Origin of the sequence: Pseudorhodoplanes sp. (assembly GCF_050250235.1) — a bacterium.
Lineage (GTDB): Bacteria > Pseudomonadota > Alphaproteobacteria > Rhizobiales > Xanthobacteraceae > Pseudorhodoplanes.
Window position 1 is genome coordinate 1 of the sequence record NZ_JBFWPA010000086.1, and the last position, 12,802, is coordinate 12,802.

At 59.2% G+C, this 12,802-nt stretch carries 12 protein-coding genes and 1 pseudogene; 4 read left to right on the forward strand and 9 right to left on the reverse strand.

From position 1 onward, the window contains the following. Both AB7F49_RS27095 and AB7F49_RS27100 read left to right on the forward strand, forming a co-directional pair. Nucleotides 1-348, forward strand: a pseudogene (locus tag AB7F49_RS27095) (hypothetical protein); the annotation flags it as partial. Between the two features lie 28 nt (nucleotides 349-376). Further along, nucleotides 377-1,003 carry a class I SAM-dependent methyltransferase gene (locus AB7F49_RS27100; RefSeq protein WP_428528202.1) on the forward strand — a complete coding sequence of 209 codons (627 nt, stop codon included), beginning with the start codon at nucleotides 377-379 and terminating at the stop codon, nucleotides 1,001-1,003. A 265-nt stretch (nucleotides 1,004-1,268) separates the two neighbouring features. On the opposite strand, the gene AB7F49_RS27105 is transcribed toward AB7F49_RS27100, so the two are convergent. Next, nucleotides 1,269-1,634 carry a MerR family DNA-binding protein gene (locus AB7F49_RS27105; protein WP_428528204.1) on the reverse strand — a complete coding sequence of 122 codons (366 nt, stop codon included), beginning with the start codon at nucleotides 1,632-1,634 and terminating at the stop codon, nucleotides 1,269-1,271. On the opposite strand from AB7F49_RS27105, the gene lspA reads away from it, so the two are divergent. Beyond that, on the forward strand, nucleotides 1,614-2,105 hold the full coding sequence (gene lspA, locus AB7F49_RS27110) for a signal peptidase II (protein WP_428528206.1): 492 nt from the start codon (nucleotides 1,614-1,616) through the stop codon (nucleotides 2,103-2,105). The two genes, AB7F49_RS27105 and lspA, sit on opposite strands and share 21 nt — an antisense overlap. Then, a complete protein-coding gene (locus tag AB7F49_RS27115) occupies nucleotides 2,106-4,265 on the forward strand; it encodes a heavy metal translocating P-type ATPase (RefSeq protein ID WP_428528208.1) in 2,160 nt (719 codons plus the stop codon). A 162-nt stretch (nucleotides 4,266-4,427) separates the two neighbouring features. On the opposite strand, the gene AB7F49_RS27120 is transcribed toward AB7F49_RS27115, so the two are convergent. From AB7F49_RS27120 to ihpA, 8 genes are all read right to left on the reverse strand, one after another. Beyond that, nucleotides 4,428-4,898 (reverse strand): MAPEG family protein, encoded by a 471-nt coding sequence (locus tag AB7F49_RS27120; protein WP_428528210.1) that lies wholly within the window; start codon nucleotides 4,896-4,898, stop codon nucleotides 4,428-4,430. Between the two features lie 108 nt (nucleotides 4,899-5,006). Continuing rightward, a complete protein-coding gene (locus AB7F49_RS27125) occupies nucleotides 5,007-5,918 on the reverse strand; it encodes a cation diffusion facilitator family transporter (RefSeq protein ID WP_428528212.1) in 912 nt (303 codons plus the stop codon). Between the two features lie 23 nt (nucleotides 5,919-5,941). Beyond that, entirely contained in the window at nucleotides 5,942-6,313 is a 372-nt protein-coding gene (locus AB7F49_RS27130) for a hypothetical protein (RefSeq protein WP_428528214.1), read from the reverse strand. Nucleotides 6,314-6,340: 27 nt separating this feature from the next. After that, nucleotides 6,341-6,892 carry a hypothetical protein gene (locus AB7F49_RS27135; protein WP_428528216.1) on the reverse strand — a complete coding sequence of 184 codons (552 nt, stop codon included), beginning with the start codon at nucleotides 6,890-6,892 and terminating at the stop codon, nucleotides 6,341-6,343. A gap of 24 nt (nucleotides 6,893-6,916) precedes the next feature. Continuing rightward, on the reverse strand, nucleotides 6,917-7,297 hold the full coding sequence (locus tag AB7F49_RS27140; protein ID WP_428528218.1) for a hypothetical protein: 381 nt from the start codon (nucleotides 7,295-7,297) through the stop codon (nucleotides 6,917-6,919). Further along, nucleotides 7,294-10,512: an efflux RND transporter permease subunit gene (locus AB7F49_RS27145; protein WP_428528220.1), complete on the reverse strand. Its 3,219-nt coding sequence runs from the start codon at nucleotides 10,510-10,512 to the stop codon at nucleotides 7,294-7,296. Before AB7F49_RS27145 ends, AB7F49_RS27140 begins: the two co-directional genes overlap by 4 nt. A 13-nt stretch (nucleotides 10,513-10,525) precedes the next feature. Then, nucleotides 10,526-11,482 carry a divalent metal ion exporter adaptor subunit IhpB gene (ihpB, locus tag AB7F49_RS27150; protein WP_428528222.1) on the reverse strand — a complete coding sequence of 319 codons (957 nt, stop codon included), beginning with the start codon at nucleotides 11,480-11,482 and terminating at the stop codon, nucleotides 10,526-10,528. Then, the gene (gene ihpA / locus AB7F49_RS27155) at nucleotides 11,479-12,762 is read right to left on the reverse strand and encodes a divalent metal ion exporter subunit IhpA (protein ID WP_428528254.1); all 1,284 of its coding nucleotides are present in this window, start codon (nucleotides 12,760-12,762) and stop codon (nucleotides 11,479-11,481) included. Before ihpA ends, ihpB begins: the two co-directional genes overlap by 4 nt. Between the last annotated feature and the right edge of the window lie 40 nt (nucleotides 12,763-12,802).

Genomic DNA, 12,802 nt, shown 5'->3' on the forward strand with positions numbered 1-12,802 from the left:
GCACAAGAACCCATCTGGACGGTGTCAGGTGGACGGTATGTGTTCGCAAGAGAACCGGCGTTCGCTTCGGAAATCGCAGCAAAAACCGCGAAAGACGATAGTGCCGCGGCAGCCCTTGTCACCAAAGGTCTGTCAGCGGTACGGCTGGTGTATCAGGACGGCGGCGGCCATCCCTCGTTGAAAAAAATGGCCTTGGCGGCCGCGAGCGCGGAGGCCTCTGTTGTGTTGGACGAGCACACGCGCCGTTCGCTTGGCGACATTAGCCGCCCGGATGCACTGGCGTCTGAGCCGCAGGAGATTCCCGTAACGGCAGCGCCGCCCGAGGCGCCGAGACCGTTGCCGCGCTAAAGGTTGCAACGTCGAGGCGGTGCGGCGAATGCCGAACACTTTCGCAAGGTGGATCGACTCATGGCGCTTTCGTCTGTTCAGGCCAGGATTTCATGTCCTCTATCATTATGAGTTGCGTAAAGCCGGATGGCGTGAGGCGATGGCGTCGGATGTGTCTATTTTCGATGGCGAGCGGGTTCTTGAAGTCCAAATGCGGCAATCGGGAATCGCCCCGATCTTGTCTGCAGCGCTCCCCAAGGCGCGGTTTTCCGTGGTCGATCTGGATGGAGGACAAACCGAAGAAGGCTCAGAAGCGATCACGTATCACAACGAACGCTTCAACAGGAGGTCGGGGTCTTTTGATGTCGTCCTTTGCTCAATGGCTCTTCACCCGCTACCGCCGGCTGGAAAATTGGCGCTATTGAAGGAGATTCGGCGCGTCTTGAGACATGGAGGGAGTGTTTTCATTGCCGATATCGACAAGCCGTTTACCGCGATCGAACGACGCCTATTGCGCGGGCTTGCGTATTATTTCGGATCGCACACGACGGCAGCCCATTTGGATGGCACCTGGGTCGAGCTGATCAAGCAAGCCGGATTCACGGACGTGAAAACCCTCAAAAGCAAAACTCACTTCACGGCGCGAATAACCATTCTCCGCGCGCGGCGAAGGTAAATCGAGTGCGCCGTCCTAGCTCGTCCATGAGGTTGCGTTTGATGCGCAGGGAATCTCCGATCGCTGTCACATTGGAAAATGCCATCGCTCCGGCGGCAATCCTGGGATTGAAGCGTCCGAGCGCCGCCCCGGGTAGAGTTGCGGAAAAGCCGAATTCGCGCGGCCGGTTGCGTTTACGCGCAGGGCCGGTCATCGATCACCGATAATATGACAATTCGAACCTTTTCCCTGAGCGCAGCCGTCGATCATATCTTTGAGCTCCGCTCTAAGTATCTGGAGCTTCGGTACGCGCTTCCACGTCGGCAAGGCGCGTGTGCGATCTGATCCGCCTCGCGGCATGACTTCGGGGTGTCTCCCGCAGTGAGAGCAAGGTCGCAATTTCCAAGACCTCGAAGCGGAGGTTGCGCGCATGCCGGATGTAGAAGAGACGCCGCATGGCGTGTTCATCATAAATACGACGATTGTTGTTTTGCCGCGGCGTTAACGGATGGTGGGCACCTTGACGCCGGTCTGGCGGGGGGCGTTGCCGGTAGACAATACGCGCATCGATTCTCCTTGATCCTCTAGTCACTAGAGGATGTAGATTCGGGCTAACAAGAGAAAAAGCCCCATGAATGAACGCGCGCAGCATTTGCGGTTTGCCCTGCTAGTGGTCGGTTTTGGAACCGCTTCCGACCAAATCACCAAGACGTGGGCGATGCATGCACTTGAGTCCGGCGTTCCGTTGGCGCTGACCCCTTTTCTCGCGCTTCATCTCGGATTCAACACGGGCATCTCGTTCGGGCTTTTCGCGGATGGCGGCCAGGCGGCGCAAATCGCGCTCATCGCCATGACCGCGGCGGTCATTGCCGTGTTGACCTGGATGCTGGCCCGCGGTGAGCGGGGTGACGCCGCAGGCCTGAGCCTTATTCTCGCCGGCGCGTTGGGCAATCTGATCGATCGGCTTGTCCGTGGTCGCGTAACGGACTTCATCGATTTTCATGCCGGCGGCTGGCACTGGCCCGCGTTTAATGCCGCGGACGTGCTTATAACAAGTGGCGTGCTGTGGCTGATTGCGGCCAATTTCATATGCGCCCGGCAAGATCCGGCAAAAGGAGGATGAATGGAAAGCGCTTTGCTGTCATCGCGGTTTCGGGTCGAAGGCATGGATTGCGCTGCGTGCGGCACAAAAGTGGAAACGGCCGTCCGGCGTATTGCCGGGGTCAATGATGTCTCCGTCGCCGTAAACGCCGGCGTGCTAACGGTGCAGCACGGCGCGGATGCCAATCTTGATGATCTGCGGCAGGCGGTCGATCGGCTAGGCTACCGCGCCTCGCTGATGCGTGCCGTAAACGGCCAGCAAGAACGGGCTGCGCCGCAGCCGCGGAAGCCATGGTGGCAGAGTCGGAAGGCCCTGCTGGTCGGCGCAAGCGGCCTGGCGCTGGCGCTCGCCTATGCAGCGGGAACGATTTATCCCGCCATTCAATTTGCGGCCTTCATCGCAGCGCTTGGCATTGGCCTTGTGCCGGTAGCGCGGCGCGCGTTTTCGGCGGCGGCGTCAGGTACGCCCTTCTCGATTGAGATGCTGATGACCATCGCAGCGGTCGGCGCGGTAGCAATCGGTGCAACCGAAGAAGCCGCGATCGTGGTCTTTTTGTTTTTGATCGGCGAGATGCTGGAAGGTGTCGCGGCGGCGCGCGCACACAACAGCATTCAGGAGCTTGCCGCCTTGGTTCCCAAGACTGCGCTGCTGTTTGATCCGGACGAGACCAAAGTGGTGGCGGCGGACACGCTGCAACCCGGCAATCTCATCCTAGTACGCCCTGGCGACCGTATCCCGGCAGACGGCGTGATTGTTCAGGGGGAGAGCGAGATCAACGAAGCGCCCGTGACGGGCGAAAGCGTTCCAAAGCGCAAACGTGTGGAAGGGGCTGTATTCGCCGGCACGATCAACGGCGACGGAGCACTTCATATCAAAGTCACAGCAGCTGCGCGCGACAACACGATCGCGCGCGTCATCCGCCTTGTTGAAGAAGCGCAAGAGAGCAAAGCGCCAACCGAGCGTTTCATCGACCGGTTCTCGAAATACTATACCCCGGGTGTCATTGCGCTTGCCGCGGCCGTCGCGGTGTTGCCGCCGATGTTTGCAGGCACGGGTTGGAGCGAGTGGATATATAAGGGGTTGGCAATCCTGCTCATCGGGTGTCCGTGCGCTTTGGTGATTTCGACGCCGGCGGCGATCGCTTCCGCGCTTTCGGCAGGTGCCCGCCGCGGACTGCTAATAAAAGGCGGCGCGACCCTCGAACAACTTGGAACCCTCACCACCATAGCCTTTGACAAGACGGGGACCCTCACACTGGGCAAGCCAGTCGTCACCGATTTGGTGCCTGGTACTCTTGATGAGCGGCAGATTCTTTCGCTCGCGGCCGCGCTGGAGGCCGGCTCGAGTCATCCGTTGGCGCTTGCAATTCTCGGTCGCGCCAAGAGCGATAAAGTGCCAATTCCGCCGGCGGGAGAGGCCCGGGCGATTTCCGGCAAGGGCGTTACCGGCACGGTCGGCGGACAAGCCGTTTTTCTAGGATCGCCGCAAGCCGCAGGCGAGTTGTCCGCATTAAGCATCGGGCAAAGCGAACGCATTGCGGGCTTGAATGGTGAGGGTAAGACCGTCTCCGTTCTGATTGCGGACGGGGCTGTCGCTGGATTGATTGCGATGCGCGATGAGCCGCGCGCCGATGCCAAGGTGGGTTTGCAGGCGCTTAAAGATGCGGGCCTGAAGGTTGTAATGCTGACAGGCGACAACAAGCGCACCGCGGAAGCGATCGGAAAAAACGTGGGAATTGAGGTACGCGGCGAACTCTTGCCGCAGGACAAGATGGCGTTCGTAGAAGACCTCAAGCGTCGCGGTGAACTTGTTGGTAAAGTCGGCGACGGCATCAACGACGCGCCTGCGTTGGCGGCCGCCGATGTGGGGATCGCGATGGGAGGTGGCACCGATGTAGCGTTGGAAACCGCAGACGCCGCCGTGTTGCACGGCCGCGTCGGCGATGTTGCGGCAATGGTCGATCTCTCCCGTCGTACAATGCGCAATATATGGCAAAACATCACCATCGCGCTTGGATTGAAGGCCGTGTTTTTAGCGACGACCATTGCCGGAATCACTGGTTTATGGCCCGCAATCCTGGCCGATACCGGCGCAACAGTCTTGGTGACTGCAAACGCCATGCGCTTACTGCGCATGTCGCCCCATGGCGTGCGGGAAGTGCGACCCAATTCAAAGCCCTAAAGGGACTATTCCATGAAGTTAAAACGCGCATCACTGATCACAGTGCGATTGGAGTGACAGGCTTTATCTATAAAAATGCTGATTACTATAACGTCAGCGCGTTCCACGATTGCACGTCTTGCCTAGACTAGACACTGGCCAGTGGGGCTTAGAGTTACGATCTCACCCCACCAGAAGCCGGCCGAAGACGAGACCCAAAGCGACGACATAACCAGCGAAAGTTGGTAGTGTGGTCGTGATCATTCCAAATGCCCTTCCACCAGCCCCTTTCTGGTAGCCGTGCAGAAACGTAGCGCGGCCCAAACCGAACAACACAACCGACACGACTATCAACGATATTGCGTTTCGGGGCAGGAGGGTCGCGAGCGCCAGGTGCAACCCGACGGCAAGCACGGCTTGCTCAAGCGTGTTTTGCAGGAAGGCCGCCTCAACGGCGATGCGTGGACCTGGCGGCCCGGATAGGGCGCCATTGATGTCGGCCGGTGAGTGCCTGCGGCCGCGCGACACCAGCCCGACTCCGAAGAGAACCCAGACCAGCACGAAAATGTCGGCTTGCACCGCGAAAGCCAGACGGTCCGCTATCGTCTCGGGAAATTGAAACAAGTTCGGCAACAAGGCATAGCCCGCGACCATAGCGACAATGCATAACGCTGTGGACTGCACGGCCGCCTTGCGGATTTGTCCTCGCTCACTCCCGAATTCCCGCTGCGGCAGCTCCCTCGGCATTGCGTTGCTCTACCCCTAAACGAGTAGCCGGGATTCTTCCTGCAGGTAGCGCTGATCTTCAATCTGGATCGTAACGTGCTGCAGGTGAAATCTCTCTTCCAATACCGTCTTTGCGGCGCGAAGCACAGTGTGGGAGTCAATGCCTTCGCCGATGACAATGTGGCCACTCATTGAATCCAGTCCGGACGTGATCGTCCAGACGTGGATGTCATGGACGGCAGTAACGCCAGGAATATCTTTGAGAGCGTTTTCGAGCAGCGAAATATCAACTTCCGCCGGAACCCCCTCCATCAGGATATGGGTAGCCTGCGAAAGCAGGCTCCAGGTACGCGGAACGATAAATAGACCGATGCCCGCGCCGATGAGGGGGTCGGCCAACGTCCAGCCGGTGAACATCACCACGAGGGCAGCCAGGATTACGCCCAGCGACCCCAGCATGTCAGCCAGAACCTCAAAATATGCACCCTTCAAGTTCAGGCTTTCCGACGAACCTGAGGCCAGCAACCGCATGCTGATAAAGTTGACGACCAGGCCTGCCGCCGCAACGGCCAACATCGGCCCGCTGAGTATTTCCGGCGGATTGAGAAAACGCTGGTACGCTTCGTAAAGAATATAAAATGTGAGCAGCAGCAGCACGACTGCGTTGGCCATTGCGGAGAGGATCTCAGTCCGCAGGTATCCGTACGTCTTCCGCGGCGTGGCCGGTTTTTGGGCAAAGTGGATGGCGAACAACGCCAATGCGAGGCCGCCCGCGTCGGTGAGCATATGAGCCGCGTCTGCCAGCAGGGCCAGGCTTCCCGTGATCAGGCCGCCGATGACCTCAGCGACCATGTAAGCGAGAGTGAGCGCTAGCGCGATGTATAAGGAGGACTTATGCCGGCCCGCTGCTGTCAGCGCGGACGCGCCGTGCGCATGGCCGTCACTCATTACGCACCCTCTCTTCTCCTGCGTCACGTTCCATTGAGCTTCTTCAGTCTTACATACAGCTGTTCTACGCCGTCGGCGAAATCGCTCTTTGGCTGCTTCGCACAAAACTCGCGCATGAACACTGCCTGTGCCGCGAGCGGAAACGCGTTCGGCGCCAAATCGATGCCCTCATCAACGCCGGCAGGTCGGCCTACCATTATCCCGCTCATATAACCCTGCATCCAGGCAAGGTAGTTCCGCTCGGCGTCCGAATTCGCAGCAATTTCCGTTGTAAATCGCGCGCAGCTTGTGGCGCCGATACCAACTATTTTCACCGGAGCGCTATTCTGTCCGGCAGCTTGTACCGCGGAGAACAACAAGCCGGCGCTGAGGGCGATCGAACGATAACGAGTCATCTTCTGCTCCTTTACGCGGCCCAAGGTTCAGCGCCGATGGGGAGGCTTCTGCAACCCGAGGTCGTCATAGACACGACCCAGGTTTCTCGCCCAGTAAGCCATGTCGACCTTGAAGGTGTTTTCGACCGTCCGTACATCAGTCTCCGCGAAACGACCATCGAGATCAGCCACGAACGCCTTACGTAAAGATGCAGACATGGACACCACGAAGATTTCGTTCACGTCGTGAGCCGTATGGCAGACGATAACGAGCGCGACGCCTCGGCTGCCCTTGTCCGGTACGTTAAAAGAAAGGACTTCGTCCTTTTCGGAAGGCAGACGCACGGAGACCTGACGGAAGTGGCAATCGTCGAACATGTGCTGAATGTTCAACGCGGCACACAGCAATCCGAAATCGACCTGGTGTCCCTCCTGGAACACGATCGAGACCAGTTCCTGCAACTCCGGCTGGGTGATGCCCTCCGGAATGCTGTCCACCGGAGCGCCGAGGTGCTGCTGCAGGGGTCGCTCCGCCTGCGCCTGCTGGCCGGCAAGGCCAGCGAGCAGGCAAATGATGAGGAGCTGAAGCACAAGCGCCATTAGAGGTAGGTGGCCCCGCGATCCTCACTTCTCCATGGTGAAACGCGCCTGCCCAGATTTGCCGGCGGGAGTCTTCAGCATGAGTGTCACGTTAGACTTCGGGGCTACCGCCTTCTTGGTATCACCCTTAAGCGCATTGTCGGCTTCCGAGAGTTTGACGGTTTCCTTGTCGCTGCCGTTCACAATCAGAACCGTGCCCGTCATGCCTTTTGCGCTGAGCGGCTTGTTGTTCTCGTCCAGGATATTGAACGTCACCGTTGTTCCGGACGAGACAAACTCCGCGTGAACGCCGGCCACGTCTTCAACAGGACCGCCATTCGGACCCTTATGGGCGCCGTGCTTGTGTTGCGCAGACGCGCTGCCAACCAGCGCCAGCGAAAGTGCCGCAGCCAAAAGAAATTTCATGAGTGTGCTCCTTGTTCAGTGGGTTTGGGGGTAGGCGTCGTTACCGCAGGCGCGATTTCGCGCCTGAACAAGACGTAGAGCGCCGGCAGAACCAGCAGCGTCAAAATGGTCGACGAAATGATGCCGCCGATCACCACGGTGGCGAGCGGTCGTTGCACCTCGGCGCCCGCGCCAGTGGCAATTGCCATCGGTACGAATCCAAAAGATGCCACCATGGCGGTCATCAGCACAGGACGAAGACGCGTGAGCGCGCCCTCTGTGACGGCTTCGAGCAAGGGCTTGCCTTCCTCGCGCAAACGCTCAATGAACGCGATGATGACCAGACCGTTGAGAACAGCGACGCCTGACAGGGCAATGAAACCGATGCCCGCGCTGATTGAGAGCGGGATTCCCCGGAGCACCAGAGCCAGCACGCCACCGGTGAGCGCCAGTGGCACTCCGCTGAAAACCAGCGCGGCATTAGCGGCTGAGCCCAGGCTCATGAACAGCAGCATAAAAATAAGCATGAGCGCGATCGGCACCACCAGCGTGAGCCGTTTGGTGGCGGACACCAGCTGCTCAAACTGCCCGCCCCAACCAATCCAGTATCCCGGTGGCAGCTTTACTTTCTCAGCGACCGCGCGCTGAGCTTCGGAGACAAAGGAGCCGAGATCGCGGTCGCGTACGTTGGCGGTTACGACAACCCGCCGCTTGCCATCTTCTCGGCTGATCTGGTTTGGGCCCGGTGCGACCTCAATGCTCGCTACCGCAGACAGCGGTATGTAACGCATGCGCAGCAGGGGAGAGTTTCCAAATACTGTTTTAACCGCCGTGGGCTGGTTTTCAGCAGCTGCAGGCAACGGAATTGGCAGTGAGCGGATGGCGTCCAGGTCGACGCGCAAATCCTCTGGTAACCGCACCACAAGGTCAAAGCGACGGTCGCCCTCAAACACGAGACCAACATCCTTGCCGCCGACCGCGATCTCGACAATGGCCTGAACCTCCTGTGCGCTCAGGCCGTAGCGCGCAAGCGCCGGCCTATCCAGTTTGATGGTCATAACGGGCAACCCAGAAACCTGCTCGGTCTTTGTATCTGCGGCTCCAGGTATCGCCTGCACAACCGACTGAACCTGATTGGCAATCTGCAGAAGTGTATCGAGGTCGTCGCCGAAGACCTTCACGCCCACGTCACTGCGTACGCCGGATATCAGTTCGTTGAACCGCATCTGGATCGGCTGGGTGAACTCGTAATTGTTGCCCGGTACGTCCTCCACGCGGGCCTGGATGGCCGCAAGAAGATTGGCCTTGGTGCGTTTAGGGTCCGGCCAATCGTCACGTGGCTTCAGCATAATAAACGTATCCGCGACGTTCGGAGGCATAGGATCGGTAGCAACCTCGGCAGTACCGATCTTCGAAAACACCTCTTTCACTTCCGGGAATTCCGCGATGACCTTTTCCAACTTCAACTGCATGTCGACAGCCTGCGTTAGGCTGGTGCCCGGAATCCGCATGGCATGCGTGGCGATATCGCCTTCGTCGAGGCTCGGAATGAATTCGCCGCCCATACGTGATGCCACAATCCCGGTCATTACCATGAGGAATACGGCGAACATCGCTACCGCCATGCGGTTGCGGATGGATGCGGTCAGTAAAGGCGTGTAGATGCGCCGAGCGCCGCGCATGAACCAGTTTTCGTGTTCTTGCACGCGGCCCGTCACGAAAAGAGCAATAGCCGCCGGAACAAAGGTGATGGACAACAATGAGGCGCCGGCCAGCGCCATCAGGACGGTAAGGGCCATGGGAGTAAACATCTTACCCTCGACACCCGTGAGGGTGAGCACAGGCAGATACACCACGCCGATAATCAACATGCCAAAGAGGCTTGGTCGAACGACTTCGCGAGAGCCAGCTAGAATAGTCGCAAATCGCTCATCGCGGGTCAGGAGTCGGCCCTTCTCGTGCTGGGCATGCGCGAGCAGACGCAGGCAGTTTTCGACAATGATCACAGCGCCGTCGATAATGATGCCGAAATCGATGGCACCCAGGCTCATCAAATTGGCGCTGACCTTCTTTTCGACCATGCCTGTCACTGCAATCAGCATGGAAAGTGGAATCACGCAGGCCGTAACAATTGCGGCGCGAATATTGCCAAGCAGAAGAAACAGGATCGCGATAACCAGCAGGGCGCCTTCGATCAGGTTTTTTTCGACTGTTGCGATGGTCGCCTCGACCAGCGTCGTCCGATCGTAGACCTTGGTCGCCGAGACACCTTCGGGGAGAGATTTGGAAATGGTGTCCAAGCGTGCCGAAACACGTTGCGCCACATCCCGCGAATTATCGCCGATGAGTAACATGGCCGTACCTATGACCGATTCCTCGCCGTTGAGGGTTCCGGCGCCGGTGCGGAGCTCCTTGCCCTCGGTCACCTCGGCGACATCGCTGATACGTATCGGCACGCCCTGGTGCGAGCCGATGATTATGTCCTTTATGTCGGCAATATTCGCGACCTGAGCCGGGGTACGCACGAGGTACTGCTCGCCGTTTCGCTCGATGTAACCCGCGCCGACATTTGAATTGTTGGCGGCGAGGGCTGTCATGACGTCCCGGAATGACAACTTGTACGCCATCAGCTTAGCCGGGTCGGGGAGGACGTGGAACTGCTTCTCGTAGCCACCGATGGTGTTGACCTCGACGATGCCGGGAACTGTTCTAAGCTGCGGCTTGATGATCCAGTCCTGGATGGTTCTGAGGTCCGTTGCCGTGTACGCCTTGCCGTCGGCGTTTGTAGCGCCCGGCTTCGCGGCTACCGCGTACATGAAAATCTCGCCGAGGCCGGTTGAGATCGGGCCCATCGCGGTTTGCGTACCAGGCGGAAGTTGGTCCTTAGCCTGCTGAATGCGTTCGTTGACCAACTGCCGCGCGAAATAAATATCCGTTCCGTCCTGGAACACGACCGTCACCTGGCTCAGCCCGTAGCGAGACAGCGAGCGAGTGTATTGTAGATTTGGCAGGCCACCCATTCCGGTCTCAATCGGGAAAGTGATCCGTTGCTCGACCTCAAGTGGAGAATAGCCCGGCGCAGTGGTGTTGATCTGCACCTGCACGTTGGTGATGTCGGGCACCGCGTCAATCGGTAGTCGCGTGAAGTTCCAGGCGCCCAGCGCGCCCACGCCAAGCGTGGCTATCAAGACCAGCCAACGCTGCCGGATTGAGAACTCTAATATTCGGTCAATCATCGGACGTGTTTCTCTAGTGCTCGTGTGCGGCTGTGGCCTTGCCGATTTCAGCTTTCACGACAAAACTGTTCTTGGCGGCGTATACGTCGCCGGGCTCAAGGCCGAACGTGACCTCTACGTGTTCCCCGTCGCGTTGGCCGAGCTCGACATCGCGCGGCTCAAATTTCTCACCGGACCGGACGAACACGACGGTTCGGTTTTCGAGGGTCTGCAAGGCGCTGAGCTTTATGGCGAGTTCAACAGGCTTTTCTGTCATGACAACGCGACCGGCCACGAAAAGGCCAGGTCTCAGTCGACCCTCAGGGTTTGCGATCACGGCGCGCGCGAGTGCGCTTTGAGTTTCGCTTGCCCCGACAGGGGACAGGTAGGAAATCTTGGCTTCTACCGGTTTGCCGCCGTCCTCCGTGTCAATGAGGACGGTGTCTCCGACCTTGATGCGCTGAAGATCGCGACGCGGAATGGCGAAATCTGCCCAGACTGACGACAGATCGGCGACGACAAACGCAGGCTTCTGCTCTGAGACGTATTCGCCGAGCGTCACCTGCCTATCGATGATCGTACCAGCAATAGGAGAACGCAGTTCGTAGACGGTAAGGCTCTGGTTGCTTTCGACCGTGGCAAGCACGTCGTTCTTTGCGACCTTATCGCCGATGCGCTTGAGCACCGAACGAACCACCCCCGGGAAGCGCGGGGTGATTGCGACCACGGCCTCCTGGTTAGGCTGCAGCACGCCGTTAATCTTGAATGCGTCGCGCAGCACTGCCGGCGCGGCCGTCTCAAGTCCTATTCCCGCCGCAGCCACCTTGGCGTCGTTCATCACAGCGCCGCCGCCGTCCGCGTGTCCTTCTTCGCCATGCCCGTGCCCGCCGCTTGGGGCCTTGCCCACTGACGCCGGCAGCATCTGCATCGTTGCATAGCCAGCTCCAACAAAGAAAACTGCTAGCAACAGAAACCTGATGGTGGCCTTCATTTTCGTCTCGTGACGTTGAGCATGAATGGGCGGCCCACGAGCCCTTCAATGGTCGTGACAGCCGTGTGGAAACTCAACAAGGCTTCCTGTTCGCGGATAGCGGCTTGTGTAGCCGATGATTGCACGTCAAGAACTTCAAGCAGGGAGAAACGTCCCTGCGAATAGCCGCCTTCAATTCCCTCGATGGCCTTGCGGGAATTCGGAAGTACCGAGTTGCGAAGCAAACTAATTTCAGCGAGCGCACCCTGAATGGCGTCGTAGGAGCGGCCTGCAATGGTGATCAGCGCTTGTCTATTGATGTCGCGCTCGGCATGGCTCTTTTGCAGATTCTCCTGAGCGGCGAGGATGTCGCCGCGATTTTGGTCCCACACCGGAATCGGAATGGAGATCCCGAGGCGCACGGCGTTGTCACCGGTTTCGTTGTAATGGCGCCATCCGCCGGATAACCGAATATCAGGCGTTGGCTTGAGCCTTGCGGTCAACAGCTCCGCCTCCCGTTGCGCGCGCACGGCCGTCCAACGCATGAGCTGTGGATTGCCGTCGATCGCCGTCAGCACGGTCTGAAAGGCCGGTGGCCGCCCGACAGAGGCGAACTGACCGACAACACTAACAAAACGCGGAATTCGGTCGCCCATTAATATCGCAAGATCGCGACGTGCAGTCGCCAGTGCCGTTTTGGCGCGCTCGCGCTCGACCCGCACAAGGTCAACTGCAACCTGTGCCCGCGCTACCTCAGCCGGTGATGACGCGCCCGCATCGACCCGGCGCTGCAGCAGCGGCGTCATGCGGTCGAGACCGGCGATTTGGGCGTCATAGATTTGGACGCGCCGCTGTGCGCTCAGTACAGACACAAACGCGGTGGCGGTTTCTGACGCAATCTCAAGGCGCGTGGCTTGACGTTGCCAATAGGCACTGTCGATCTCTGCTTCGCCAGCAGCGATGCGGGCGCTGCGCTTGCCGCCGAGTTCTATGAGTTGGCTGAGTTGGAGTGTGGTCTCCGCCCTCCGCGTGCCCGCATATTCGTTCGTGCCAAACGCATCGTCGAGTTCAAATGAAACCTCGGGGTTTGGTATGGCGCCCGCCTGGATGCGCCGGCCTGTCGCGATCCCGACCTCGCGCTCCGCCGCGGTGAGGCGCGGATTAAGCGCCAAAGCACGCTGCAACGCGGCTTTTAGCGTCAATACGCGCGAAGGTTCGTTCGCAAAGGAGGGCGACGCGAATAAGCCTGTCGCCACAACGACTGCGCAGAGGACACGCAGCGAACACCCACAAAAAGCCATCGACAATCCTGCTCATTGCTACGCGGCGCGGCGCGCGCCA